Origin of the sequence: Hymenobacter sediminis (genome assembly GCF_003231285.1) — a bacterium.
GTDB classification, from domain to species: Bacteria; Bacteroidota; Bacteroidia; order Cytophagales; family Hymenobacteraceae; genus Hymenobacter; species Hymenobacter sediminis.
Window position 1 is genome coordinate 1,115,086 of record NZ_QKNS01000001.1, and the last position, 26,300, is coordinate 1,141,385.

Sequence of the window (26,300 nt, forward strand, 5' to 3'; positions counted from 1 at the left end):
CTGTTCCGCCCTTCTGCCTCTGCCACAACCAATTCCTTTCCATGTCTGCTCCCCCTTTCTGCCACTGGTGCCTTCGTTTTCTGTTGCTGATAGTAGGTGTTTTGGGTGGAAGTTCAGGCTTGGCTCAAACGGTGCAAACCCGGCCCAGTGTCCGGCTGGCACCGGGGCTGGAGCCCGGCCGGGGTGGGCGTGTATTGCGCGTAAGCGTTTCCGATGAGGCTGCTTTTCAAAAATGGCTTCGCCAGAACAAGCCTCGGGCCCAGGCCCGGCCCGAGCCCCGCTACGCCCGCCTCTGGCAGGTACGCGGCATCACCGCGGCCGAGCTGACTCAGTGTCCCTATGTCAGCTTTGTGGAAGCGGCTGACCGCACGGCCCGACCGGAGCGCCAGCTTAACGGAGCTGATTTTGGGGCCAACAAGGTAACCACGGTTCACGCCCGCTACCCCCAGCTCACCGGTCAGGGCCTGACAGTCTCGGTAAAGGAAAGCCCGCTCGATGTTGAGGACATTGATTTCAAAGGCCGCTTGCTCAGTCCTGCTCCTCAGGGCCCAATGCTGAACTCGCACTCCACCATCATGACGACCCTGATTGCGGGAGGTGGCAACTCGGGCCCCGGCGGCAAGGGGGCTGCTTGGCGGGCCCGCATTGCCCAATCGAGCTACGATAACCTGCTGCCTGATGACGTAGCCACTCTGGCCAGCCAGGGCGTATCGGTGCAGAATCACTCGTACGGGGTGAGCGTGGAAAACTTTTACGGCTTAGAAGCCCGCGCCTACGATCAGCAGGTGCTGCAGCGCCCGGAACTGCTCCACGTATTTTCCTCCGGCAACGCTGGCAACCAACCCGCCGCCGCGGGGCCTTACGCGGCACTAACCGGGGTAGCCAACCTCACGGGGCAGTTCAAGAATTCCAAGAACACCTTAACCGTAGGCGCTACCGATGCTTTAGGCCAGGTAGCGCCCCTTAGCTCCCGTGGCCCCGCTGCCGATGGGCGCATCAAGCCCGAACTCGTGGCCTTCGGCGACGGCGGCACCTCCGACGCGGCGGCGCTGGTATCGGGAATCAGCTTGCTGGCGCAGCATGCCTACCTCGCCCAGCAGCGGAAGCTACCTTCAGCGGCCTTGGTGAAAGCAGCCCTGCTAAACTCGGCAGATGATACGGGCCGCCCGAACGTTGATTTTGTGGGGGGCTACGGGCAGGCTGATGCGCTAGGAGCCGTTGAGACCTTACTAGACGGCCGTTTCCGAGAGGGGACCGTGGCACAAGATCAGGAGCAAATTTTTACGCTTACGGTTCCGGCTGGCGTTCATCGGGTGAAGGCCACCTTAGTCTGGACTGATCCGGAGGCGGCGGCCAATGCCTCGGCTACCCTCATCAATGACCTGGATCTAACCCTGACCAGCGTAGCCGACAAGCAGCGCTGGCTGCCCTGGACGCTGAGTGCTTTCCCTCACTTAGATTCCCTGTCCTTACCCGCCCGGCGTCGTCCTAACCGCCGCGACAATGCCGAACAAATTACCCTGGACCTACCTGCAGCGGGCACCTATGAGCTGCGGGTACACGGGTATCAGGTAACACAGGGTACGCAGGCCTTCAGCTTAGCCTACGAGTTTGAATCTGGCCTACAATGGGTTCAGCCCACTTCGGCCCGCACCCTCCGCGCTGCCGAGGCGGCGGTGCTGCGCTGGCAGTGGGCCGGACCCGCCAGTACGGCGCAGCTTCAGTACCGGCCAGTAGGCCAAACCGCCTGGACTACCCTTGCTGCCTCTGTTAATCTGCAAGAGCAGGTCTTCCGCTGGACTGCCCCGCTTACGCCTACGCTGGCACAAGTGCGCCTGCTAACGGGGGCCGGCGCTGTAGAGTCAGATACTTTTTTCGTAGCGTCGCCGCTGATGACGCAAGTGCTTTACAGCTGCCCCGAAGAAACCTTACTAGCCTGGGAACGAGTACCGGGAGCTACCCAATATCAGCTCTACCGGTTAGGAGCTACCCATATGGAGCCCTACCGCCTCCTCACTGATACCATGGTATCCGTGCCGCCTACCGATGCGGCCGCACACTACTTTGCTGTAGCACCTAGGGTAGGCGGCCGGGTGCAGGACCGGGGACTTACGGCTAATATCAGCCCCGAAAACAACGGCTGCTACATTCAATCGTTCTTGCCTACCCAGCCCGTAGCCGACAATGTGCGCTTTGATCTGCTGCTGGGCACTACCTACCAGGTGCAGGCCCTAACCCTGGAGCGGCGTGGCACCGATGGCAGCTTCGGCAGTGTGCATCGCCAGACTTCCGTGCCCGGCACCTCTTTAGTACTGACTGACCCCAGCCCCGTACCGGGCCCGGGCGAATACCGGGTCCGGCTTGACCTGACCAACGGACGCGTTTATTATAGCAGTGTAGAAACGGTATTCTTTGTGCGCAACACCGCCGATGTGCTCGTGTACCCGGTGCCCGTAGTTGCCGGCGAGCCTCTGACGGTAGTAGGTCCCCAGGATCAGGCCTTGCACATCCGGGTATTTGACCTCACAGGCCGCCTGCTTCTCAATGTCACCACCAGCAGCAGTAACCTGCAAACCCTCGATACGCACGGATTGGGAAGCGGCACCTTTCTGATGAGAGTTAGTATTCCAGGTGGCAAGGAGGTGACGCGACGTATCCTGATCCTTTAGGCTTTGCACCACATGTGTTAGGTTTAGCCGAGCTTTCATCGTGCTTCCCAAGCGTATGCTTAACCCTGCTCTATACTGAAAATTTTTGGCCGGAAATGGCTCTGTGCTGACACCTGCAGGTAGGGTTGGGTCGAGAGCAAGGGGTAGGGATTCGCTTGCTGGTGCAAATAGCGTAACCAAAAGCTATGCCCAGGGAGGGCATGATTTGAGGTAGACGTTTCAGGTGCATTTCTGGCAGCCCCATCCAAACAACAAACCTTGGTGTACTACCCTCTTGAATTGGAAGAGAAGTCCTGCCTCTTCCTTTTTTAAAACACAAAAAACGGCCCCGGCTCATGTGAGCCGGGGCCGTTTGTACTAGGTGCTAAGCGGTTGCTTAGTACACGTAGTTCAGTGCAGTGCGGTCGTTGCTGTTGAACGGACGGCTAACGCCATTGCCCACGCAAGCCAGCATCCAGGAGTTCGGGTCAGCGCCCGAAGGAGTGCCGGGGATGAGGATAGCACCAACCGTGCTAGCGCCCTCGTTCGAGGCAGCGCCCCCGCAGCTATAAGCGCGGTTGAAGTAGTCGGTGTGGCGGAAGCCGATGCAGTGGCCAATTTCGTGCGCCATAATGGTGGCAATGTAGCCAACGTTGGTGCTGTTGATGGCTGTCGGCGACAGTTTGAAGCCCGGAGCAGGGTTACCACCCGAGGGGAAACCGCCCGACTGACCGAGTACGCCAGCACCCAGGTAAGCGGAAGTAATCGGCAGGTTAGCCGTGCCCGAGGTGATCCGACGGAAGGTGATGCGCAGGCCTTCGGCGTTGTAACGGCGGATGGCTTCGTCGATAGCCGATACGTAGGCTGATGGGAAGGAGCCTTCCAGCTTCACAGTGAGTACGCGGGGCAGGCCCGTTACCAGGTTCGTAGTGCGGTATTGCTCGTCTTGGCCAACGCGGAGCAACTGAGCGTCAGGCTTGCTAGCCAGCATTTCGTTAGTCAGCAGAATGTCACCTTCTACGCGCACACCGCCTTCTACTACCTGAGCGCCAGCAGCGCTAAAGCCCAACGCTTTGATCTGGCTGATCGTCGATTCCGACACCTGGCCTTTCACTTCAACATTGGCTTTTTCTTGGCAAGAGGAAAGAGACAGGCTGGTAACTGCGAACAGCGCCAGGGGGGCGAGTAATTTAAACTTCTTCATGTGTTTTGGTTGTGGTGGATGAAAGAACGCTGTAAACATAGGTTCTTGTTGTTGATATTTCAAAATTAAAGCTGATTGATTATCAAAATTATATACAAACTAACGTTTAATTGTTGAGTTGTTAAACAGGGTGGGAAGCCCGGAGGAATTGTATTATTTCGATTTGTAAATATTCGGTGATAATTGATTATTTACGCTAGAACCAAATTTCGCCCCGATTGATCTATCCTTGGAATAGGACTGTTGTAGCTACATTAAATGCCGACGATTAGCGGCTAACTTGTTTCACCGCGGCAAGGAGCACAAGGCCCTCCGTCTCTAAATCTGTATCTTTGTCTAGAACCGATTTCAGGCGGACCATTCCTTTCCGCTTTACCATATAGATCTTTCAGGCCGTGGCTTGCTCATCCTGCTCCTCCTCCGGCGGGGGCTGCTCCACTACTTCTGCCAAGGGCTGCGGCTCCAAAGGCAGTTGCAGTAGCGGCTGTACCCGCCTCAATGTATTCGACTGGCTCCAGGACCTGGATATGCCCAGCGACTTTAAAGAATTTGATCTTGTAGAAGTCCGCTTCAAAGGCGGACGCAAAGATTTTTACCGTAATAAAAGCCGCCTACCCCTCATCATCGGCGATGCCGTAGTGGTGGAGTCGGCGGGTAGTGGTTGGCATCTGGGGCACGTTTCGCTGAAAGGCGAGCTGGTGCGCCTGCAGATGAAAAAGAAGAAAGTGCCCCAGGACTCGAAGGACATTCGCACGATTCTGCGGGTAGCCACCGAGCAGGACGTGGAGCGCTGGCAGGCCGTGCGCGACCTGGAAACGGGTACCATGTTCAAGGCCCGGGCTGTAGTAGATGAGCTACGCCTGAAAATGAAGCTCTCCGACGTAGAGTATCAGGCCGACCGCACCCGTGCTACCTTCTTCTATTCTGCCGATGACCGGGTTGATTTCCGCGACCTGATCAAGCGCCTGGCCGATGAATTTCGGGTGCGGGTAGAAATGCGCCAGATTTCTCTGCGCCACGAAGCCGGCCGCCTTGGCGGTATCGGCTCGTGCGGGCGGGAGCTGTGCTGTTCCACCTGGCTCACCGATTTCAAGAGTGTAAGCACTACCGCTGCCCGTTACCAGAACCTGAGCCTCAACCCGGCCAAGCTCTCGGGCCAATGTGGCCGCCTCAAGTGCTGCCTCAACTATGAACTGGATACCTACCTCGATGCCCTCAAGGACATCCCGCAGGTGCAGCGCCCGCTTCTGACCGAAAAAGGCGACTATACCCTGCAGAAGACCGACATTTTCAAGAAGAAGATGTGGTTTGCCGTGCGCGGCGACAATAACTGGGTAGTAGTACCCACCGAGCGCGTGCGCGAAGTGCTGGAGCTGAATAAGCGCGGCGAAAAGCCCGAAAGCCTGCTGGCTCCCGTGCTGGAAGAGGAAAAAGCGCCCGAGGTAACGGCCATTGTGGAAGGCTCGCTCGAGCGCCTCGACGACAAAATCAAGGCATCTAAGCGGACCAAGCGCGGCAAGAAGAAAAAGGAAAAAGGCCCTGAAGGTGCTGCGCCCGCCGCAGTTGCTACCCCCCGGTCGGCCCGCAACCCTTCCGCCCGCTTCAACTCTTCATCAGATGCTCCCGAAGCCACCGGCGCACCCGCATCGGCTCCGGAAGCCGACGCCGGCTCAGCCACCTCTCCGGAGGAACGTAGCCGGCCTCGCGGGGCTGCGGCTCGCCCCCTGAACCGGCGCGGCCGCGGCCGAGGAGACGGCAAACGCTCCTCAGAAGGCCCCCGTACTCCGGAAGGCGGCGCTCCGGAGGCCACCCGTCCACCTCGCGAGAATCGTCCGCCTAGGGCTGCTACCCCCCCTGATGCCTCGGAAGGCGGGGCCGGACGCGGGGAAGGCTCTGATGGTCGCCGTGGGCGCTCCGGCCGCCGGGGCAACCGCTCGGGCCGTGGGGGCAACCCAGAAGCTGGCTCTACTCCATCTGCATCCTGATAGTATTGGCTATGCGCTTTCTCTCCCGCGTACTACCTGCCCTAAGTGTCGGAATCCTGCTGACGGCCTGCGACCCAAATCAGGTGTTCGAAAAGAACATCGACTTGAAGTCGCCGGCTGGTGACCCCTACGTGTGGGCCGTGCAGGACAAGCCCACCTTCGAGTTTGATATTGCCGATACTACCCAGCGTTACAACGTGTATTTCAACATCCGTAACGCCGCCGACTACGAGTACTACAACCTGTACGTGAAGCAAACCCTCACGGGCCCCGATGGAAAGCTGGTGTCGCGGCGGCTGCACCAGATGCTGCTGCTGGACCCCCAAACCGGGGAGCCCCGCGGCAACGGCACTGGCGACATCTACGACCACCAGATTCTGGCTCTGCCCAACCAGCAGTTTCATCAGGTGGGGCGTTACCGCCTGATGCTGGAGCAGTATATGCGCCAAGATCAACTCCGTGGCATCATGGCCGTGGGGGTACGGGTAGCCAAGCAGGCCCCTGAAAAATAGCTTGCTGTCTTTTTCAGCCAAAGAAAAACCCCGATAGGCCAGCCTATCGGGGTTTTTCTTTGGCTCAAGCAACCAAGTTAGATGCGCTCTACCTTCACGGCGTTCTGGCCTTTTTTGCCATCAATAATGTCGAACGCTACCCGGTCATTCTCCCGGATTTCATGCACAAGGCCCGTCTGGTGAACGAAAATCTCCTGACCATTTTCGTCTTGAACGATGAATCCGTAGCCTTTTGATTCATTGAAAAACTTCACTTTGCCGGTTTTCATAGCAGGGTGTAAGCGGTTGTGGGTTGAAAGAATGGCGGTAAATCTACATGCTTTTCCAACTTGGCAAAACCCCCCGGTGTGGAACGTCGGCGGAATGGTTGCGTATGAAAGTGGATTCCAGCTCCTCTATATTTTTCTGTCATGACTGATTCCTCCACCTCCGGCTCCCATAATTCTGCAATAACCCCTACTAGCAACCAAGCTCCGCCTGCTGCTGAGCCCAACGCCGCTGCCAGCCAAGCGGCCCCAACTGCTAATGAAATAGAACCCCATGAGCTGTCGGCTCCTGCCAATACCACCGGCCAGCAGCCCTTTGCCCACGATGCCAACCACGACCAAAACGAGGTGGCCGGGGCTAGCCGCGGCGAGTTCGGGCGGCAGTCAGACCAGGGCGTTACGCATGCTGGCTACGGGGCCGAGCTTAGCCGCGGCAATGCTACCTACGCAGGTACACTTGATACGCCGGCCGCTACTACGGGCTACATCGGGGAGCGGGAGCAGCGCCAGTCGGGCTTTGCCGATAGCACCAATGGCTCCCATGGCACCCAGCCGGTGGGGGGCACTTCGCCCAGTTCCTCGGGGGTAGGAACCCAGTTTGCCAACGACAACGCGGCCCCGCAGGGTCCCGATTCGGGCTACGCCGATAACTATGGCACGTCGTCGTTGGGCGGGAACCGGGCCGGCAACGGTCAGCCTATTGCCTCGCAGCGCAACCAGCAAGAAGACTACCGCCCCAGCCACCCAGATGGAGGCCCCGAAGGCCAGCGCACCGGAGTGGCACCCAACAACACCAGCCAAGGCACCGATGAGGCAGATGCTACGCCGACTACCGGCTCGGGCAGCGGCTATCAGGCCGCCGGCTCGCCCGACGCTCAGGGCGGCGAACAGACTGGTTTTGGCTCCAAAGGCGGCTCGTATAATGATGAGTACGATGCAGCCAACAACGGCAACCAGCCCGACAGCTCACCCTCGCGCGGCGACTATACCCGCCAGGACGCGGCCCCTAACTATGGCGGCGCTTCCGACGACCGTACCAACACTGAGCGCAACCCCGACTATGGTCCTATGCCCGGCCGACCTGGCTCACCAGAGTAGGGTAGGCTGCTAATATTTGCAAAGAAAGCTCCGCCTCGCTGGAACAACGTTCTAGTGGGTCGGGGCTTTCTGTTTGCGGGTAGCTGAAAAGAGCTTGCCCTTCTCGTTGCTGAAAATAAAGTCCTGAGCCGTGACAAATACCAGGGCTTCCGCCTGACCGGAGTCCGGAAGATCGAGGGTGCTTTTCAGGCCATCGAAGAGGCGACGACCGGGCAAACGCTCAAACAGGTATACTTTTTTCTCGCCCAGCAATGCCACCCGTTTTCCATCCGGACTAATATCGGCGCCAGTAACCCAAGTAGGCAGCTGTAGGCTGTCGGTGAGGCGGGCCGTGTGCCGACCCGGGCGGGCGGGTAGTACGTACTGCTTCAGCCAGCGGCTCTCGCCCCGGTTTTTGGTAAAGAGGTACAGGCTGTCCTGATAGTAATAAAAAGCCTCACAATCGAAGTTGCGCAGCGGCTTACGAGGCGGAAAGTCCCGCTGATCGGCGTACGCAAACCGGATGGTATCTACCTGCTGCAGAGTAAGGCCACTGAGGCGGTAGATGCACAGGTTGCGCCGTTTGTTCTGATTGTTACCGAAGTCGCCAAGATAAAGACGAGCCTCATCGTCCTGGGCCAAATCTTCCCAGTCGATGTTCTGCAACGGGTCTAGGTTTAGCGTCTGCAGCAGGTCGCCCTGGCGGGTTATCTTATAAAGACGGGAGGTATTGCCGCCGTCGGCGTGGGTCCACAGGTCGCCTTCGGGGCCAGCTATTTCCAAGCCTGAGCTTTCGGCTACCCGCTGCCGGTCAAGGCGGCCTATTTCCTTTACCTCGTACTGATCGGTCGCGCTAGCAAAATCCCCGCGGCCTTTGTCGCGGGAGCAGCTGCCGAGCAGGAGCGGCAGCAGGAGGTAGGGAGCAAGCGCGGCAGTACGCGGCAAAAACGCCATAGAGCAGATGAAAAGGTGAAGTGCCGGGCTACCCTATGCAGCCGCCCTGAGGCGCGCCTGGCTAACCAGCCCGAGCCGGGAAATTACGACATCCCGCCGGAAGCCGCCCGAAAACTCGCTTACAGCAGCTTCTACTTCAGTACCAAATAAGGCACCAGCTTGTCGTAGGTAGCCTGGTCCAGAATCCGAATCTGACGTAAGTCGGAGGGTTGACGGAAAGGGCCGTGCTGCTGCCGGAATGCTACTACCACCCGGGCCAAACGCTTGCCCATATAAGGATGAGCCTGCAAAACCTCGAAGGAAGCATTGTTTAAATCGAGAGGGGTAGGGGTGAAGCTTGGCGCTACAAATGTGTATTTACGCAGGCTGTCCACCAGGTCGGGCGCGTCGCGCAGGGCATATATTTCCGCGGTTTGCTCCTTGCTATGGAAGCCGCCCAGCCGTTGGCGGTACTCCACAATGCGGCGGGCGTAGCCGCGCCCAATCCCCCGAATCTGCATCAGTTGGGTGGTATCTGCAGCATTCAGGTCGAAGGCAGCCAAACGGGTAGGCTTGCGTGGAAATCGGCTTTTGTCGTTTGGTCCAAATGGTTTGCGCTCTGGGGTGGTGCCAAAGCGGTTATCAGCGTAGGTGCGGGCCTCACGGGGCGGGAGTTGGTCGGGCAGCAGGATATAGGGCGCCAGCCGGGTATATATCGCATCGTCGAGGCCATAGGTGCGCCGGATTTGCTCTTTGGCCCGAAAGCCCCCGATAACTGTGCGGTAGTTTATCATGCGCCGGGCTACGTAGCGCGGCACCCCACGGGCCTCCCAATCAGTTTCAGTGAGTTGGTTGGGGTCGAAGGGAGCCAGGGCTACCCGGGTTACAGGAGCGCGGCGGGGGTAGCGGCTGGCGTAGGTGGGCCGGGTAGTGCGGCGCGCGGCCAACTCCGCGGCCCAGGTATTGAGCTGTTGTTGATCGGGGGCGGGGTTGTAGGTGGGTAGCGCCGGCCGCAGGAGGTAAGGTAGGCCCAGCCAGAGCAGCATCAGCAGCAAAAGCACCACAAACCCGGAGGTTTCGCGGCGGGAAAACCCAAAGTAGCGCCGGATGGCGCGCTGTATCGGACGGGCCGCCTTGCGGCGGCGAGGAGGGGAAGCGGGCTGCGGAACGGCAGGACGCGAAGCGGGCATAACTAGGATATTATAACGGGCAGATAGACTACTTACAGATCCAGTATAAAGCGGAATCCGCAGAATGTCAACCCGTCGCTACCTCCTCCTGTCGCCGCGAAGCCAGCCGTAGGCTTACTTCCTGATCTTCACGTCTACCTCGTAGCGGTAGCGCGGCGGGCCGCCCAGCGGAATAGCGAAAAAGGGCAGAGCCACGTCGTACTGGTCGGTCACGTAAAAAACCAGGTCGTTAGCGGCTTTCGAAAGAGAAACCAGTTGCATATCCAGAGACAGGCCGTGCTCCTTATTGGTGATGGCATGCGTGCTGCTGGCCCACGCTTTGTCGCCGCTGACGGTGGCCGGATGGCCATTTTTCGAAACGCTGAAAATCTTCAGGGTTACGTCGCCGTCCACATCAAAATTGCTTTGCTTGATGCTGACTACCCGGTCGTTAACGAAAGGGTAGAGGTGGGTTTTGGCTCGGCGCTCCGGCGAAAGCCGAAAAGAGTACTCGTAGGTGAAAGCGTTGCCACCTTCCACGGCAACGTTCTGGGTAGGCGAAGTGCTGAAAAAGTAGCGGTACAGGTTGCCATCGTCGCCTTTTTTGCCCTGCGCTATCATTTTGAACACGTAGCCATCAAACTCCTTCACAAACTCGCCCTCCAATGGGTTGAGCGGCCCAAAGGTGTACCATTGGTTATCGTAGGCCTTATCGGGGCCGAAGGTTTTGGTTTTGAGCAGCGTGCCCGATCGAAAATTGCCTTTGGGGTCGGTGCTGCGAGCATCGGGGCCGGAGTGGGCGCCCGGGCCGCCGTACAGGCTGAACTCGGTGGTGGTGTTCCAGCCGTACTTTACCTCATCGTGCTGGCCGCCACAATCAGGATCGAAGACGCGGATGTAGACCGGCTGACGGTTTTCCTTCGGAACCAGAAAGAAGAACGTCTGAGTGAAATCGTCGTCGCCCCAGCTTTTGTCGGCCTGGGCACCAAATGTTACAATGAAGGCCACATTTTCGCCGGGGTTGGGCACGGCCTGAGCGGCAGCCTGCAACGGCTGGGACAGTGCCAGCACTCCAAGGAAACGTAACAGGCCGAAATAAAAACGCATCATGCCCCGAAGGTACGCTACCCCCTGAATTTTAAGCGAATCTGGCGGGCCACGTACTGCGGGCGTTGCCGAAACCGTTTGGGGGGTGTATCATTACGGTCAATTCCGCTTTTCTGCCCGTATCACCATGAGCGCCACCGCCCGTCGCACCACCGATTTCCTGGACTCCCTGGCTGCTGATTTGCAGCGGGTGCGGGAAATTACCAACCGCCGCTTCCGCCCCCTCACCGACGACCAGCTAAACCGGGGGCTGGGGCCCGGCAAGTGGAGCGTGGGCCAATGCCTGGAGCATCTGAATATTGTGGGGGGCTTGTATCTACCCATCATGAGCCGCAAGATTAAGGCGGCACAGGAGCGTGGCTCTAAGCCCTCCGACATGGTTGTGCACGGCTTCTTCGGGAAGAAAATGACCGAGGCCATGCGCGTACCCGCCAGCCAGAAGCCCATGAAAGCGCCCCAGCAGTACGCGCCCAGCGGCTCGCGCCTACCCCGCACGGTGGTAGAAGTGTTCAGCCGCCAGCTTGATGAGCTCGACAACCTGATTACCCAAACACGCACCGTTAACGCCAATGCCGTGCGCATTCCTAATCCCATTATTCCGCTGCTGCTGCCTCGCCTCACCGATGCCCTGGAGCTGCTGATAGAGCACATGAAGCGGCATATCCAGCAGGCCGAGCGGGTACTGGACGCCCGCAGCTAAGTAGTTGGTTAACAAAGCACAAAAGCTCCCGCAACGTAGGCTGCGGGAGCTTTTGTGTTGTTATAGGGGGTAGGCTAATAGCTTATTTCGCCCCGAAGAAGTACGCTACCGAAAAATGTACCCCACGGTTGTGGAGCTTGTCATTAGAGTCACTGTTATCATACTTGGGAACGAGGTTACCCAAGCCTAAGCCGTAGCCTATCTGGGCCTGGAAAGGACCTGATTTGTAGCCCACGCCAGCATTTAAACCCCAGTCAATCCGGCGCAGCTCAGCGTTGTTTTCGTCAGTGCCTTCGCCTACAAACTCGATATCGTCTTCATCGGAGCCCGACAATTCCTCCACTACCTCCCCATTGACGGATACCTCATTTTCTGCCTTGTACTTGCCGCTCAAGCCAACGCCGATATATGGACCAGCAAAGACTTGGAAGCCACCTTCTTCCCCGCTTGTGTTATACACTAGGTTCACGGGTACTTCTAAGTAGCTCAGACGAAAGGTGAGCTTTTCCTCTCCTTTGATTTTATAGGTTTTGCCATCATCGTCTGTGATGGATTCTTCACCCTTCTCCACAAATTTGCCGCCCTTCTGCGAGAATAGTAAAGAAGGTTGCAGCGAAAGGTTTCCGAACTGAGCGTTAAGCGTTACGCCAGCTTGGGGTGCATAGAGTAGCTTTGAATCTGGGTTCTCGCCCTCAACGTCGAACTTAATGCTGCTGGCATTGAGGCCAATGCGCGGAGCAATACTTACTTGTGCTTGGGCAACATGGGCTCCTGCCAGTAGCAGCGCTGCACTCAGAATAGGAGTGTAGTGTTTTTTGAACATGATATAGAAGGGTTAGTTATAAGCGGCTTTCTGGGCCGCGGCACGAAGGTAGAGGACGTCATGTAATCTTTATCTACCTAATTATAGTTATATTATAAAGTTATTGTGAAGCCTGGAAAAAGGGAATTAATTCTCGCGGGACTTATGGAATCTGCAGAGGGTAGGCATCTAAAGTTTATCAACTTGCTCTCCTGATTCGTTCTGCCCCTATGCGCTCCTTCCTGTTAAGCTTCCTACTGTTACTGCTGTTGTTTTCCATTGGTTCCTCCCAAACCTCGCCTACCCCTTCCGGCAAGGGCAACCCTGCCACCTGGAAGAAGATCGATCAGCTTCTGGCCAAAGACCAGACAGCTTCGGCAAGCAAACTGCTAGAGCCTCTGTACCAACAGGCCCGGCAGCAACAGAACACGCCGGAGTACCTGCGGGCTTTGCTGTATAAGCTGCGCCTGCTGGAAGCGAGGGAGGAAGAGTCCGGAGAAAAAGCCATTGCCCTGATAGAAGCTGACCTGAAAACGGCTCAGTTTCCGGCCCGGCCCATCCTGCACAGCCTACTCGGGCAGCTCTATGCTCAGTATTACGCTGGGCACCGCTACGAGCTGCACAGCCGCACCACCGTAACCGGGGCGGATACGACCAACCAAAGTGCCGGAGATATTCGCACCTGGGATGCTACCCGCCTGGGCAGCGCCGTGGTGCAGCACTACCGCGCTTCCCTGGCCGATGCGCCTGAGCGCCAGCAGCAGCTGAAGCTGGCTAACCTGGGCTACGCCGTGCGCGGTGCCAATGTCGAAGGGTTGGCCCGCCGCCCTACCCTCTATGATTTGCTGGCCCACCGCGCCGTAGCAGGCCTCGGCAACGACGAGTTCTACCTCACCCAACCAGCCCAGCAGTTCGAGCTGCGCGACTCCCTACTATTTGCTCCGGCTGCCACTTTTGCCCAACATAAGCTAACGGCACCCGTCGCCGACTCCTTGAATGGGCAGTTCCACGCCCTGCAGATTCTGCAGCAGCTTACTGCCTTCCGGTTGCAGGATGCCCGTAACCCGGCGGCGTTGGCCGATGTGGAGCTGCAGCGCCTACGCTTCGTGCACCAGCATACCGAGTTGGAGAACAAAGACAAGCTGCAGCAAAGGGCGCTGGCCCGCGCCGCCGAGACCTTCCGGGCACTGCCTATAGCCGCGGAATTTTTGGCTGAGCAAGTGGAAAGTCTGGCAGAAGCGGCGCCCGCTCAGGCCCGGCAAATAGCCCTGGATGCGGAAAAACGTTACCCCAACTCGCGCGGCGCCAAACAGGCGCAACTACTCCGGCAGGGCATTGAAGCAGTAGAGCTAATTTTCACCACCGAAGAAGTGGTGCTGCCCCAGCAGCCTTGGCTGCTCAGCCTGAACGTACGCAACTCCACCCAACTCTACGCCAAGGCCTACCGCATCAGCAACGCCCAGCAGCTTCGGACCCTGGAGCAGCCTGAGCGGTATGAAGACCTTCCTCTGCAAAAGCGTTATGCCCGCACCCTGGCTGCTAAGCCCGCTGCCACTTGGGCGTTACCGGTTCCGGGCCCCACCGACTACAAAGCGCACAGCGTGCAACAGGCCGGTCCGGCCCTACCGCTCGGCCACTACCTCCTTGTGGTAAGTACTACCCCCTCAACCCCAACCAAGGAGCAAGCCGGCGTAACTACCGCCTACGCTCAGATGAGCGTGAGCGAGCTAAGCCACCTGCGCCGCAACTCCGAGCGCACGGAAGGGCCCGAGCTGCTGGTGCTACACCGCCAAACCGGTGTCCCGTTGCCCGGCGTATCGGTCCTACCCCTGTTTGGGTACTTCAACCAAACCCGCCAAGAATACCTACAGCGGCGCGGCAGCCTCCTGACTACTTCCGCCGAAGGCCTAGCCCAGATTCCGCTTGGTCAGGCATCGGGCGAAAACACCCAGGTTAGAGCACTGCTGTTCACTCGCGGCCAAGACTCTCTGCTGATGGGGGAAAACCTGGGTTACTACGGTCCGCGCCGTGCTGCACGTCCCGCTGAGCAACCCCAGCGCCGCACCTTCCTCTACACCGACCGCGCCATCTACCGGCCCGGCCAGACGCTTTACTTCAAAGGCATCCTTACAGAAACGCAGGCGGGCAAGTCGCAGCTCCTGATAAAGCAACCGGTGTCGGTGCGCTTGCTGGACGTGAACGGCCAAACCGTACAAACGCTACCCTTTACTACCTCCGATTTCGGATCTTTTCACGGCTCCATCGTGCTGCCTACCGGCCTGCTCAACGGCCAGATGCGGCTAGAAACCGACCACGGCAGCATCGGCTTTGGGGTGGAGGACTACAAGCGCCCTACCTTCCAGGTAACCTTTGAGCCTGTGGCGGGCACGCCTGTTCTTGGCCAGCAGGTAACCGTGCGTGGCAAGGCCAATGCCTATGCCGGTCAGCCCATTGATGGGGCCACGGTACAGTACCGGGTGGTGCGCCGTACGCTTTGGCCTCTGTTTGGGCGGGGCTACGGTGGTGGCCGGCCGGAAGTGGAAATCCTCAACGGCACAACCCAAACCGATTCGGCGGGCGGCTTTACGGTAAATTTCGTGGCCCAGGGCGAGGCACCAGCCCGCAACAAGCGCGGCCCTTGGCAACCCGGCTACGTGTTCGAGGTAACGGCCGACGTTACGGATGCCGCCGGCGAAACCCGTACCGGCGAGCAGCACCTGAGCCTGGGTGCCAACGCCCTCACGCTCCGCCTGGAAATGCCGGAACTGCTGAACCGGGAAAAGCTACCGGCGTTGCGTCTGCTTTCTACCAATGCTGCCGGCGAAGCCCTACCTGCCCGTGGGCAACTGCGGCTCTACCGACTCACGCCGCCCGAGCGTGCCCTGCGCCCCCGCGCCTGGCAGCGCCCGGAGCGCGAAGCCCTGAGCCGGGAGGAGTTCAAGCGCCTGTTTCCGCTGGATGCTTACGGCTCCGAAGACAACGACAGCACCTGGGCTCGCACACTCGTCCTTACGCAGGACTTCGACACCGAGAAAAGCCCCTTGCTGGCCGCACTAACGGCCCCGCTCGCCCAGCAGCAACCCGGCCGCTACCTGCTCGAAGCCACCGCACCCAGCCCCAGCAACACCCCGCCTGCCCGCGCTGAGCAGCGCTTCACGCTTTACTCCGTCACTGCTAACACGCTGCCTGTCCCTACCCCCAACTGGTTCGTGAACCCGCAGGATAGCGTGGCCCCCGGCCAGGTAGCACGCCTACTTATAGGTAGTTCCGAAGCCGGTGCGCGGGTGCTACTGCAAGTAGAGGCCCAGGGCGAAACCCTGCGGCACGAGTGGCTGACGCTGGCCGCCGGAGAGCAGCGCCTCCTTGAAATTCCAGTGCCGGTTTCCCTTTCCAACGCCCAGCTTTACCTGCACACTACCCAGGTGCGCGACAACCGCCTCTATACTCACAGTGCTGCCGTGCAGGTAGCTACCCCGCTGGCCCCGTTGCGCCTCAGCCTAGCTACCTTCCGCGACAAGCTTCAGCCCGGCCAGAAAGAAACCTGGCGCCTCACCATTCACCAGGCCAATGGTAAGCCTGCCAATGCCGAGTTGCTGGCTACTCTCTACGACAAGTCCCTGGATGCTTTTGCGCCGCATAGCTTCCCGGCGCTAGAGTTCTGGCAGTCCTATTACCGTGCCGGGCTGGCCTGGCAAGGGCAATTCGATAACGCGGAGTCGGAGGTGCTATTCAATCAGCAAACTGATTTCCGCTACCCGGCGGCCATTCGCTACCCCCGTCTGAACATGTGGGGATACAGAGGCGAGGATGAAATTCCCGATCAAGAAGAGTTAAAGGATAAAGTAGTAGCTGCAGAAACCGTGAAAGGTAACACTGGTGCCCTGCCCCGGGCGCCACGAAAGCTGTCGGTAGCACGATTGGCATCTCCGGTAGTCAAGCAGGACGCGGAGGTAGCCGCCATGGCTATGATGGACACTGCCCCCGCCCCGCCCAGTGGCAGCACGGCTTCCCGGCCCGACCTCAGCGGCGTGCAGGCCCGCAAGGATTTTCGCGAAACAGCTTTCTGGCTGCCCGACGTACGCACCAACGCCCAGGGCGAAACCGTGCTGGAGTTTCAGATGCCTGAAGCCGTAACGCGCTGGCAACTGCTAGCCCTAGCCCACGATCAGCAACTGCATACCGGCCTGCTGCAGCGGGAGCTAGTCACCCAGAAGCAGCTGCAGGTAACGCCCAACGCGCCGCGCTTTTTCCGCGAGGGTGACCAACTGCGCCTCACTGCCAAGCTCAGTAATCTTACGGCCCAACCTATGCGCGGCACGGCCCAAGTATTCCTGCTCGACGCCCGCACCCAGCAACCCCTGGAAGCCAAGCTGCTGAAGGGGCCCGCTCAAGTGAAATTCGACCTGCAAGCCAACCAAAGCAGTGCCCTGGGCTGGGAGCTAACCATTCCGGAAACTGCCGAAGGCCAGGTTCCCCTTGAAGCCATTACCTACCGCGTGGTGGCATCGGGTCAGTTGTCAGCTGCGAGTTCTGAGTTGTCAGGTAAAGAAGGGAGAAAACAGCGCCGCCAGAACAAACTGACAACTAGCAATTCACAATTAGTAGCTGTGCAGGATGGCGAGGAAAACACGTTGCCTGTTTTGCCCAACCGTCTGCTCGTTACCGAAAGTCTGCCCCTACCCCTGGTGGGGCCCGCAACCCGGGAGTTTGAATTGAAAAAGCTGACGAGCACTACCTCATCTACGCGGCGCAACTATTCGCTCACGCTGGAAATGACGCCCAACCCAGCCTGGTACGCGGTGCAGTCGTTACCCTACCTCATGGAGTACCCCTATGAGTGCTCGGAGCAGGTGTTCAGCCGACTCTACGCCAACCTGCTGCCCGCCAAAATCCTGCAGAGCAACCCCCAGTTCAAAACCATGTTGGCTGAGTGGCAACGCGCCGCCCAGGCCGGCAACAAAACCGCCCTCAGCAGTAAGCTGGAGCAGAATCAGGAGCTAAAAAACCTGCTGCTACAGGAAACGCCCTGGGTGCGCGATGGGCAGTCGGATACGGAGCGCATGCGCCGCCTCACGGAGTTGTTTGATGAGCCGCGCTTGCAGGCCGAAACCAGCCGGGCTCTCGCCAAGCTGGCTAAAATGCAGCAGCCTAACGGAGCCTTCCCGTGGTTTGAGCGCATGCCCGACGACCGGTACATCACCCAGCTGATTGTAGCTGGTTTCGGAAAGCTGAAAAAACTCGGTGCCTTTGACGCAGCGCAGAACGAACAAGCCCGCCAGATTCTGCAGCGCGCCCTGGCCTACCTCGATGCCGAGCTGCAACGTGACTATACTACCCTGCGTCGGCAGCCCAAGGTTGATCTGAAGCAAAACCATCTTACTGATTTGCAAGTGCAGGCCCTGTATGCTCGCAGCTTCTGGGGTGAGCAGCCCGTAGCGAAATCGGCCCAGCCGGCTCAAGCGTTCTATCAGCAACAGGCGGGTGCCTACTGGAAAAACCAAACCCGCTACCTCCAGGCTCAGATTGCTTTAGCTCTGCACCGCCAGCAAGCCCAACCGGCGGCCGTAAAAACCATTCTGACGGCTCTCCGCGAAAATGCCCTGCACAGCCCCGAGCTGGGCATGTACTGGAAGGAAGTACGCGGCGGCTACTACTGGCGCGAAGCCCCCACTGAAACTCAGGCTACCCTTATTGAAGCCTTCGATGAAGTAGAAAACAACCAGCAGGCCGTGGATGAAATGAAACTGTGGCTGCTGCAGCAGAAACATACTCAAAACTGGGAAAGTACCCGCGCCACCGCCGATGCCTGCTACGCCTTGCTGTTGCGCGGTACCAACTGGCTGCAGCCTGCCGCGCCCATTCAGGTAAAAGTAGGAGGGAAGGCAGCCCCCGTTACAGCCCAGCAAGCCGGTACCGGCTACTACAAAACCACCTTCCCGGCTGCTGAAATAAGGCCCGAGCAAGGCAAGGTAGTGGTCCAGAAAACCGATGCGGGTGTGGCCTGGGGCGCTCTGTACTGGCAATATTTTGAGCAGCTGGACAAGATAACCCCCGCCGCGACGCCCCTGCAGCTGGAGCGCCAACTGTACCGTGAGCAGCGCACGGCAGCCGGCCCCGTCCTGCAGCCCCTCACGGCCGCTACCCCTCTGCGCGTGGGCGATGTGCTGGTGGTGCGCCTGGTGCTGCGCTCCGACCGGAACCTGGAATACGTACACCTGAAGGACCAACGTGCGGCCGGCCTGGAACTCATCGGCCAGACCTCGGGCTACCGCTACCAAGGTGGGCTTGGTTACTATGAAAGCCCCCGCGATGCGGCCACCAATTTCTTTATCAGCTTTTTCCCCAAGGGCACGCACACCTTCGAGTACCGGTTGCGGGCCGCTCAGAGTGGTAATTTCTCAGGAGGCCTCTCGCAGCTGCAGTGTTTGTATGCTCCGGAGTTTACGGCCTACTCTGCTGGCACCCGCGTGCAAATTGGAGCTCAACCGTAAGAAATAATACTGTAATTTGAGCCGATGAAGATGGACTATTAGAACAGATTGCCTGGGCTTTACCCCTGCATCTTGAGACTACCGCCCGTCAATTGTACCTTTGCGCCTCGTTTGTTTTTCAGAAGGATGAAGTTGATGCATAAACTAGTAATGGTTGCCGCAGTGCTGCTCTTAAGTGGCACCTCGGCGTGGGCTCAGGGAGACAAAAAGACGAATGCTACTGCTACCCCCACCCAGCTGCCGGGTGAGGAAAAATTATCGGCTCAGGAGCGTGCGGAGCGCGACTTTCTGATGCCTGTGCGCCGCAAACAGGCGGCTGCCCTGCGCGCTACCGCTGAGGAAGCTGCCGTGCACCAGCCCGCAGTAGAAGTAACGGCCCGCCATTTGGAGGCGGTGGAAGAGGAAAAGCCCGCTACCGAAGCCACCGCTGAGGTGAAAGCCGCGCCTACTGCCGTACACCACCGGAGCACCAGCACGTATCGCCGCCGCTCTTCCTCCCGCACCAGCAGCCACCGCTCTTCGTCCTCGTCGCGGAGAAAGACGACCGCCAAAAAATCAACCGCTAAAAAGAAAACCACTAGCCGCCGTCGGCGCTAGTGAACAGCGCAGAATCTACCTGACGAAAAGAGCCGGCCCGAATCATTCGGGCCGGCTCTTTTCGTTAGCCAGAGCTGCAATAAGTTCTATTAAGCGTCTTGGGGCATGAGGCGTACCACCAGCCCATCAATGCGTGGGGTAAGACGAATCTGGCAGGAAAGACGGCTTCCTTGGGTCATAACAGGTAGGCTTTCCAGCATGGCCAGCTCATCGTCGCCGGGCTCAGGCAGCTCAGGGCCGGCCAGCACCTCTACGTGGCAGGTGCCGCACAGCGCCATACCGCCGCAAGTAGCCTGAATATCGTAGCCATCGGCCTTCATGATTTCCATCAGGCTCAGTCCCATGTCGGTGGGCGCCACAATCTCCCGCCGCTGCCCGGGCGCTTCCTCTACATATACGCGTACTTCGTCAGTCATAGGTTATTTAGTTGCTAGTCATCTGTTGCCGGTTGTCAGGTAGCACCCTGCTTTGTCACTCTCAGTAGCTGACAACCGGCAACTGACAACTAATTACAGCGTGGGTACCCCGTTGACGGTGGTGTACTTCAGCACGTACTTTTTGTCGGGGTTGATGTATTTAAAGGCGCCCTGACACATGAGAGCGGCCTCGTGAAAGCCGCACAGAATCAGCTTCAGCTTGCCAGGGTAGGTATTGATGTCGCCGATGGCGTAGATGCCGGGCTCCGAGGTAGAGTAGTCCACGGTGTTCACCTTCACGGCGTCATCCTCCAACTCCAAGCCCCACTCGCCAATTGGGCCCAGCTTGGGCGTCAGGCCGAACAAGGGGATAAAGCTGTCCACATGCACCGTTTCGGTTTCGCCGCTGTTGGCGGTGATGGTAACGGCTTCGAGCTGGCCATTGCCGTGTACGTGGGTTACATTAGAGCTCAGTACCAGCTTCACTTTGCCTGCCTCGTGCAGAACTTTTACTTTTTCAGCTGAGTCGGCGGCGCCCCGGAAGGTAGTGCCACGATGCACCAAGGTTACTTCTTTCGCTACGTCGGCCAGGAAAATGGTCCAGTCCAGGGCCGAGTCGCCGCCACCGGCAATTACCAGGCGCTGGTTGCGGAAGGTTTCGGGGTCGCGCACCATGTAGTACACACCTTTGCCGCTTTCAAAATCGGTGAGGCCATCAATGGCCGGTTTGCGCGGCTCGAAGGAGCCCAAACCGCCGGCAATGGCAATAGCTTTGCACAGGATTTCAGTGCCGTCAATGGTCGTTACGCGGAACGAGCCATCCTCCAGCTTCTCATAGCCCTCTACCCGCTCACCCAGCGTGAAGGTGGGGTGGAAGGGCTCAATCTGGCGCATCAGGTTCTGAATCAGGTCACCGGCCAGCACTTCGGGGTAGCCGGGAATGTCGTAGATCGGCTTCTTCGGATAAATCTCGGAGAGCTGCCCGCCTACCTGGGGTAGGGCGTCTACTACGTGGCAACGCAGTTTCAGCAGACCAGCTTCAAACACAGCAAACAAGCCGACCGGGCCGGCCCCAATAATGCAGATATCGGTGGAAATGGAATTCATCAGCGAAAAGTGAAAACGAAACAACGAGCGGACGAAGCGCTGGGGTAGTAACCACCAAACCCGCCAAAACGTTGGGCGCGCCTCACTTGCGGGCGCAAAGATAGGCAGGGCGAGGCAGCCAGCCCACCCCTGACAAAATTCCCTACTTTAAGCAGGTTGCGCCAGGCTATACTCCAGTAAAAAGTACTCAGCCTCAGCTCTATCCGTGAAGCGATGCACCGGTAAGGCCAGCCGTTCACCTAATAATCGGCTGAGGGCTTGCATGGTTAGAGAGGCTGGATGAACCTCGGCCATTACCAACAACCCGGCTTGTTTCAGAAATTCCCGCAGCTGCACATACAGGGGCAGTAGGCTTACGTTGGGTCCCAACGTCTGAGAAACGTCGCACAATACAGTAAAACCCGGCTGCACAAGCTGCAGGATACGTTGCCAGTCTGACAAGAAGTAAGGCATGTCCTGCGCGAGTGTCTGCTGCTCGAGTCGCTCGTAAGTGATGTGGTTTTGTAGCGTGTTTAAATAGATTCGGTATTCGGGCCGGTAGGCGACGAGTTGCATGAGGTGTGTGGTAAAAAGCAAGAGCGTGGCCTGTAAACGCAGCCTCAAGCAAAAAGAGTCCACAGCTGGGAAGATTGTCTTTCTAGTATTGGGAAAGAGGAGAAGTGCTGGGGTAGGAGGTGAGAACCTACTATGGATCTACAACTTTCTAACTTTCTGGAAAACATAGAGCAGGTGGTTTTGCTATACTCTGGTAGTACACTTCAGCTACGCACCCTCCTATAGTGGTATAGCCAGGTGGCTGCCTAACAGCACTCAAAGCGTTATTCATTTTCCAAACTTTTCAGCTACGTCAGTGCAGCCTTCCTTGATCAACCAATCGGCACCCCGCGCTGTGCTTTCCCGTGCTTCGCTGGCAGTAGCCGCCTGTTCCACTATCATTGAGTGGTACGACTTCACCCTGTGTCTTTACTTTGCTACTGTACTTTCCCGGGTGTTTTTCGGCCCAGGCGAAGCGTCGCTGATAACGGCCTTGGGTGGGTTTGCCGTGTCCTACCTGATGCGGCCACTAGGAGCACTGGTTTTTGGGCACATCGGCGACCGGTATGGTCGGCGACGCATGATGCTGTTATCCATGGCATTGATGACATGTGCTATGCTCGCCACGGCACTGTTGCCTACCCACACGCAAATTGGAAACTTGGCTGGTTGGCTGCTCTTGCTGTTACGTTGCCTGATGGCATTTTCAGTAGGAGGGGAGTACACCGGAGTGGTAGCCTACCTTCTGGAGGGCGCCCAACCTAGTCGGCGTGGTTTAATTACTTCGCTGGCAGCAGCAGCTAGTGAAGTGGGTGCTTTATTAGCCGTAGGGGTATGTGCTTTACTTGTGTACGGTTTACCTGCAACCAGCGTCGACACCTGGGGTTGGCGCCTACCCTTCCTACTCGGCGCAATCCTAGCCGGCGGCGTCTGGGCAGCCCGTTCTACCATGCAGGAGTCGCCAGACTTTGAGCGTCAGCAAGAGGCTGGAACGGTTCCTCCTGAGCCTCTTCGCTACACGCTTCGTCATCACCGTGCCGCTATTCTACGCACATTCTCTATTTCTGCCCTCGGATCTATTACCTATTACGTGGGCATCACCTACGTGCCGACCTTCCTGGCTACCACTGGTCAGCGGGGCGAAGGAGAAGCTCTAGGCCTATCAACTATTGCAGCCGTCGTAGTGATTTTGGTAACGCCCTTTGTTGGACTACTATCTGACCAGCTAGGCCGCAAACCTGTGTTGACTGTGCTAGCAGTCGCTAGTGCCCTACTGCCTATTACCTTGTTCTCGTTCATGCGCGGCGGCAGTGCTGGACAGGCCGTAGTGGGAGCCGTAATACTAGCAGCCGTAGCAGGGGGCGTGAGTGCAGTAGGGGCAGCAGCCACCGCTGAGCAGTTCCCCGGCGAAGGCCGCTTAAGTGGATTAGCTCTGGGCGCTACGGCCGCCACGGCTATTTTTGGCGGGTTGGCCCCCTTTGTAGCAGAACTACTCATTAAGTATACCGGGTGGCCGCTCGTTCCTGGAGCTATGATTGCCCTGGTTGCGCTACTGGTATTACCCGTTCTGATTACCATGCCCGAAACTGCTTCCTTCGCTAATCGGCAAGCATAAGCAATTCCAGACTCTTACCCCACACCTATTACTTATAGCTAGATAAATAGAAAGAGCAAAGATGATAATAGTAGAAAATAAAAAAGGCCCTCAACAGTGCGCTGAGGGCCTTTCTTGTGGTCACGTAGGGACCCAGACCTATATAATCTGTATTCTGAAAAAGTGACCTATATGCTCATTGAAGCGAGTTTTTGAATTTGCAGCCCCCGTAAAGGATACTATAATCTTTCTCATAAGGATACTTAAAGGATACTTAAGTATCCAATTGTTATTTACCTTCGGGCACAGTTTCACCCTCAGAACTTCGCCCAGATGAAAGCCAAAACCCAAGCCGCCGTGTTGGTGCTCCGGAACCCCAAAGACGGGCTTGCGACCCTCACTGTGGAGTACAAAGACCCAGAGCGGCAATTCAAGCGGGTATCCACGGGCATCAAAGTGGTGCCTGGGAAATGGGACCCCACTACGGATACCATCAAAGCCGGAGGTTCGCAAGACCCGGCTACCGATACCCAGACCGCCCGCACGAAATTGGCAGAGGTAAACGCAGTCATTACCGACTTGCAACGCACTCTCAAGCGTTGGCCCTACGTCTCCGAACTGAACGCAGCCAAGGTTACCCAAGCCGCTCCCAAGCCCTCAGAATTGACCGTAAGCGACGCCCTGCGGAACTTTATGGATTCAGAGGGGCACAAGTGGGCACCGGCTACCCGTAAGAACCACGTAACGCTGCTGAATAACCTCAGTGCCTATGAAGCGGCAAACAAAACAACCTGGGTAGCGGCCAACTTGACCAACGAAGATGTTACCCAGTTTCAGAAGTGGTTACGGGTTACCTACAACTACGAAAATAGCACCCTGCGCAAGCGTCTGATGATGCTTAAGAAGCTGCTGAAACACATTGCAGATACCCAGCCCTTGAAGCTGAAGTTCGCCAAAATAAGCCCGCTGCACACCCTGGCAGACAAACCCGTGTTCACTCTCCGCCTTACCGAATTGGAGACCATAATGGGGCTGAATTTGCCCCCTGCGGGTTACCTGGAACGTACGCGGGATTTGTTGGTGCTGCAAATGATGTGCGGGCTACGCTGGGGGGACATAATGCAGCTACGCAGCGACCACATTACGCCCGAAGGTATCCGCATCTATATGGAAAAAACGCAGCAATGGGTATCGGCCCCGTTATTGGAACCGGGCCGCGCTATTATCCGCAAGTACACGGACGAAAAGGGGCTGCTGGCATTGCCCGTACGCAGCGACGTCAAACAGAACAAGTACCTCAAAGAACTTGCGCAATTGGTGCCCGCCTTTGACCGGCTGGTGACAGTCATCAATGACAAAGGCCCCAAGGTTGTGCAGCATTCGGTACCGGCTTGGCAGTTGGTAACTACCCACACAGCGCGAAAGTCTTTGGTTACCTGTGCCCTGGATATGGGGGTAGCACGGCACCACGTCAAAGCAATGAGCGGGCACAAAACCGAAGCCGCATTCAGCCGCTACGTAAACCCACACGCGGAACTGGGGTCTGCTATTGCCAAGTTCAACGAAGAACTTTCCGCCCGGCTCAAAATGTAACCTCAGACATTACTACAAAGGACCCCAGCACAAAAAAAGCTGGGGTTTTATTTTGCCCATATCAGATTGTACGCAGCAAGGATAATTCAAAGTATTGCGCGTTTGACGCTCATTTTCCTTTTCGCCGCATTGCTCAGTGGGTGTATGATTGGGCACGGTACCAACTGGTACCTTATTTACCAATGAACACACACTCACAATGAAGAAATACACCCAACAATTCCGCTTTGAATTGACGCCCGAACTTCACCGTCAAGCTACGGAAAAAGCCCGTCAGCAGCATCAAAACCTCAGCCGGGTACTACGTGCCTACTTGGAGGCTTACGTGGCCTCACAACCCTTGAAAACCGCCCCTGGGGCCGCATAAATAACAGAAAAGCCGGACCCCTCCAATGGCCCGGCTTCTATCATTAACGATTGAAGTATCTGCTTACCCTCGACAGCTTGACACTCCAAATGGTCAGCACGTCGGAATCCCGCTTTGACAATAAATACGTCAGCAAACATTTTGACTATAAAGGCAACGCCTACATTGTAAATAACCGTCTCCAACTGCGCGAAACGCGCAAGTATGAACTTCACTACCTGCACACGTTCAGAGTATGGGTTGACGGGCGGCACGTGGCGAACCTGAGCACCGATTGCCGCCAACCTTCCCAGCCTGCAAGTATCAAACTCAGCTTTGAAAACGAGATCTTCTACACGGCCCCCGGCTGGCAACATTACCTCAATATCATTGAGAAGCAATTGCCGCTTGCGTTTCAGTCTATCAGTTACCTGGAAATAGCCTTTGACTTCCAAGCCCCAGAACTACTACGGCCCCGCCTGTGGCACATCTACCAGCATAGCACCTTCGTAGCTGATAACCCCAGCCCCCAATACGCACCACTACGCGGGCGGCAAACGTGTAGCCTGCACCACGGTAAGACCTACACGTTCGGCAGCAAAAAAGACGGCAAGCAGATAGAGGTCTATAACAAGTCGGAAGAAATAGCGGACAAGAATTTTGAAAAGCAATACATCCTGGACTACTGGCAAGCCAACGGCTTTGACCTGGACAAGCCCGCCGAACGCATAGAGGCCAAGCTTGGCAGCAAATACTTTGCCCGGCAAAAGGATGAATGCCTACCTGAAGCCTCAGACCTACACGGTCCGGCCCTATGGCACATCTTTCGGAAAGCAGTAGGGGACACGTTTACTTTTCGTAAGATCACAGAGACAACATTTGACGCCAACCGGAACAAGAAAACAGCTACGGTAACCATTATAGAGTTGCCGGATATTGTTACCCAACCCCGTGCGGCCCCCTACACCTGGAAAGATGAAAGAGACGAATCCGAACACCGAAACCGGATAGAAGCCAAGAACGCCGTACATCGGTATATCCGCTACGGGCGCTCGGAAGACCTTGCCCAACTCGACTACCTGAGCAAGCGGGTAACGGCCCCAAAAGGTACCGACTGGCAGCACCTATTTCAGCGGTATGCTCAGCACTTCACGGGTTCAACAATGGCCGATCAAATGGCCCGCGTGGAAATGTTTGGGTAGTTCATCGTAGGGTATTC

At 57.5% G+C, this 26,300-nt stretch carries 19 protein-coding genes; 10 read left to right on the forward strand and 9 right to left on the reverse strand.

From position 1 onward, the window contains the following. Positions 1-41 precede the first annotated feature (41 nt). Positions 42-2,669, forward strand: coding sequence for a S8 family peptidase (locus tag DNI29_RS04935; RefSeq protein WP_110976932.1), 2,628 nt, complete (start codon positions 42-44; stop codon positions 2,667-2,669). Positions 2,670-3,045: 376 nt separating this feature from the next. Here DNI29_RS04935 and DNI29_RS04940 read toward each other — a convergent pair whose 3' ends face one another. Further along, positions 3,046-3,852: a M57 family metalloprotease gene (locus tag DNI29_RS04940; protein WP_110976933.1), complete on the reverse strand. Its 807-nt coding sequence runs from the start codon at positions 3,850-3,852 to the stop codon at positions 3,046-3,048. A gap of 395 nt (positions 3,853-4,247) precedes the next feature. Between DNI29_RS04940 and DNI29_RS04945 the strand changes: the two genes are divergently transcribed. Both DNI29_RS04945 and DNI29_RS04950 read left to right on the forward strand, forming a co-directional pair. Then, positions 4,248-5,837: a PSP1 domain-containing protein gene (locus tag DNI29_RS04945; RefSeq protein WP_238388000.1), complete on the forward strand. Its 1,590-nt coding sequence runs from the start codon at positions 4,248-4,250 to the stop codon at positions 5,835-5,837. 11 nt (positions 5,838-5,848) lie between these two features. Further along, on the forward strand, positions 5,849-6,349 hold the full coding sequence (locus DNI29_RS04950) for a gliding motility lipoprotein GldH (protein ID WP_110976935.1): 501 nt from the start codon (positions 5,849-5,851) through the stop codon (positions 6,347-6,349). Between the two features lie 77 nt (positions 6,350-6,426). Here DNI29_RS04950 and DNI29_RS04955 read toward each other — a convergent pair whose 3' ends face one another. After that, positions 6,427-6,618 carry a cold-shock protein gene (locus DNI29_RS04955; RefSeq protein WP_110976936.1) on the reverse strand — a complete coding sequence of 64 codons (192 nt, stop codon included), beginning with the start codon at positions 6,616-6,618 and terminating at the stop codon, positions 6,427-6,429. A gap of 141 nt (positions 6,619-6,759) precedes the next feature. On the opposite strand from DNI29_RS04955, the gene DNI29_RS04960 reads away from it, so the two are divergent. After that, positions 6,760-7,713 carry a hypothetical protein gene (locus DNI29_RS04960; protein ID WP_110976937.1) on the forward strand — a complete coding sequence of 318 codons (954 nt, stop codon included), beginning with the start codon at positions 6,760-6,762 and terminating at the stop codon, positions 7,711-7,713. Positions 7,714-7,764: 51 nt separating this feature from the next. Here the strand turns inward: DNI29_RS04960 and DNI29_RS04965 are convergent, their stop codons facing one another. From DNI29_RS04965 to DNI29_RS04975, 3 genes are all read right to left on the reverse strand, one after another. Beyond that, positions 7,765-8,646 (reverse strand): hypothetical protein, encoded by an 882-nt coding sequence (locus DNI29_RS04965; protein ID WP_110976938.1) that lies wholly within the window; start codon positions 8,644-8,646, stop codon positions 7,765-7,767. A gap of 131 nt (positions 8,647-8,777) precedes the next feature. Beyond that, positions 8,778-9,815, reverse strand: a complete 1,038-nt coding sequence (locus DNI29_RS04970) for a ComEA family DNA-binding protein (protein ID WP_110976939.1) — start codon at positions 9,813-9,815, stop codon at positions 8,778-8,780. Between the two features lie 114 nt (positions 9,816-9,929). Next, entirely contained in the window at positions 9,930-10,904 is a 975-nt protein-coding gene (locus DNI29_RS04975) for a hypothetical protein (RefSeq protein ID WP_123823074.1), read from the reverse strand. Positions 10,905-11,028: 124 nt separating this feature from the next. Here DNI29_RS04975 and DNI29_RS04980 point away from each other — a divergent pair, with 124 nt between their 5' ends. Continuing rightward, entirely contained in the window at positions 11,029-11,601 is a 573-nt protein-coding gene (locus DNI29_RS04980; protein ID WP_110976941.1) for a DinB family protein, read from the forward strand. Between the two features lie 82 nt (positions 11,602-11,683). Here DNI29_RS04980 and DNI29_RS04985 read toward each other — a convergent pair whose 3' ends face one another. Further along, entirely contained in the window at positions 11,684-12,424 is a 741-nt protein-coding gene (locus DNI29_RS04985) for a porin family protein (RefSeq protein WP_110976942.1), read from the reverse strand. A 209-nt stretch (positions 12,425-12,633) separates the two neighbouring features. Here DNI29_RS04985 and DNI29_RS04990 point away from each other — a divergent pair, with 209 nt between their 5' ends. Beyond that, positions 12,634-18,894, forward strand: a complete 6,261-nt coding sequence (locus DNI29_RS04990) for an alpha-2-macroglobulin family protein (protein ID WP_110976943.1) — start codon at positions 12,634-12,636, stop codon at positions 18,892-18,894. Between the two features lie 135 nt (positions 18,895-19,029). Beyond that, complete coding sequence (locus DNI29_RS25435; RefSeq protein WP_238388001.1) at positions 19,030-19,491, forward strand: hypothetical protein; 462 nt, start codon at positions 19,030-19,032, stop codon at positions 19,489-19,491. A gap of 89 nt (positions 19,492-19,580) precedes the next feature. On the opposite strand, the gene DNI29_RS05000 is transcribed toward DNI29_RS25435, so the two are convergent. The 3 genes from DNI29_RS05000 to DNI29_RS05010 form a co-directional block, all read right to left on the reverse strand. Beyond that, positions 19,581-19,907, reverse strand: coding sequence for a 2Fe-2S iron-sulfur cluster-binding protein (locus DNI29_RS05000; protein ID WP_110976945.1), 327 nt, complete (start codon positions 19,905-19,907; stop codon positions 19,581-19,583). A gap of 93 nt (positions 19,908-20,000) precedes the next feature. Continuing rightward, entirely contained in the window at positions 20,001-21,014 is a 1,014-nt protein-coding gene (locus DNI29_RS05005; protein WP_110977293.1) for an NAD(P)/FAD-dependent oxidoreductase, read from the reverse strand. Positions 21,015-21,161: 147 nt separating this feature from the next. Then, positions 21,162-21,569: a hypothetical protein gene (locus tag DNI29_RS05010; RefSeq protein WP_110976946.1), complete on the reverse strand. Its 408-nt coding sequence runs from the start codon at positions 21,567-21,569 to the stop codon at positions 21,162-21,164. 295 nt (positions 21,570-21,864) lie between these two features. Here DNI29_RS05010 and DNI29_RS05015 point away from each other — a divergent pair, with 295 nt between their 5' ends. The 3 genes from DNI29_RS05015 (at position 21,865) to DNI29_RS05025 (ending at position 26,283) form a co-directional block, all read left to right on the forward strand. Next, positions 21,865-23,163, forward strand: coding sequence for an MFS transporter (locus tag DNI29_RS05015; RefSeq protein WP_202910367.1), 1,299 nt, complete (start codon positions 21,865-21,867; stop codon positions 23,161-23,163). A gap of 312 nt (positions 23,164-23,475) precedes the next feature. Next, positions 23,476-24,735: a site-specific integrase gene (locus DNI29_RS05020; RefSeq protein WP_110976947.1), complete on the forward strand. Its 1,260-nt coding sequence runs from the start codon at positions 23,476-23,478 to the stop codon at positions 24,733-24,735. 417 nt (positions 24,736-25,152) lie between these two features. After that, on the forward strand, positions 25,153-26,283 hold the full coding sequence (locus tag DNI29_RS05025; RefSeq protein WP_123823075.1) for a hypothetical protein: 1,131 nt from the start codon (positions 25,153-25,155) through the stop codon (positions 26,281-26,283). Positions 26,284-26,300 lie beyond the last annotated feature (17 nt).

What these genes read in the sequence shown, in the direction of transcription:
- DNI29_RS05005 (WP_110977293.1), bottom strand. Translation starts at nt 21,014, where the DNA reads ATGAATTCCATTTCCACCGATATCTGCATTATTGGGGCCGGCCCGGTC.
- DNI29_RS25435 (WP_238388001.1), top strand. Translation starts at nt 19,030, where the DNA reads ATGCATAAACTAGTAATGGTTGCCGCAGTGCTGCTCTTAAGTGGCACC.
- DNI29_RS04990 (WP_110976943.1), top strand. Translation starts at nt 12,634, where the DNA reads ATGCGCTCCTTCCTGTTAAGCTTCCTACTGTTACTGCTGTTGTTTTCC.
- DNI29_RS04950 (WP_110976935.1), top strand. Translation starts at nt 5,849, where the DNA reads ATGCGCTTTCTCTCCCGCGTACTACCTGCCCTAAGTGTCGGAATCCTG.
- DNI29_RS04985 (WP_110976942.1), bottom strand. Translation starts at nt 12,424, where the DNA reads ATGTTCAAAAAACACTACACTCCTATTCTGAGTGCAGCGCTGCTACTG.
- DNI29_RS05000 (WP_110976945.1), bottom strand. Translation starts at nt 19,907, where the DNA reads ATGACTGACGAAGTACGCGTATATGTAGAGGAAGCGCCCGGGCAGCGG.
- DNI29_RS04960 (WP_110976937.1), top strand. Translation starts at nt 6,760, where the DNA reads ATGACTGATTCCTCCACCTCCGGCTCCCATAATTCTGCAATAACCCCT.
- DNI29_RS04980 (WP_110976941.1), top strand. Translation starts at nt 11,029, where the DNA reads ATGAGCGCCACCGCCCGTCGCACCACCGATTTCCTGGACTCCCTGGCT.
- DNI29_RS04955 (WP_110976936.1), bottom strand. Translation starts at nt 6,618, where the DNA reads ATGAAAACCGGCAAAGTGAAGTTTTTCAATGAATCAAAAGGCTACGGA.
- DNI29_RS04975 (WP_123823074.1), bottom strand. Translation starts at nt 10,904, where the DNA reads ATGATGCGTTTTTATTTCGGCCTGTTACGTTTCCTTGGAGTGCTGGCA.
- DNI29_RS05010 (WP_110976946.1), bottom strand. Translation starts at nt 21,569, where the DNA reads ATGCAACTCGTCGCCTACCGGCCCGAATACCGAATCTATTTAAACACG.
- DNI29_RS04935 (WP_110976932.1), top strand. Translation starts at nt 42, where the DNA reads ATGTCTGCTCCCCCTTTCTGCCACTGGTGCCTTCGTTTTCTGTTGCTG.
- DNI29_RS05020 (WP_110976947.1), top strand. Translation starts at nt 23,476, where the DNA reads ATGAAAGCCAAAACCCAAGCCGCCGTGTTGGTGCTCCGGAACCCCAAA.
- DNI29_RS04965 (WP_110976938.1), bottom strand. Translation starts at nt 8,646, where the DNA reads ATGGCGTTTTTGCCGCGTACTGCCGCGCTTGCTCCCTACCTCCTGCTG.
- DNI29_RS04970 (WP_110976939.1), bottom strand. Translation starts at nt 9,815, where the DNA reads ATGCCCGCTTCGCGTCCTGCCGTTCCGCAGCCCGCTTCCCCTCCTCGC.
- DNI29_RS04940 (WP_110976933.1), bottom strand. Translation starts at nt 3,852, where the DNA reads ATGAAGAAGTTTAAATTACTCGCCCCCCTGGCGCTGTTCGCAGTTACC.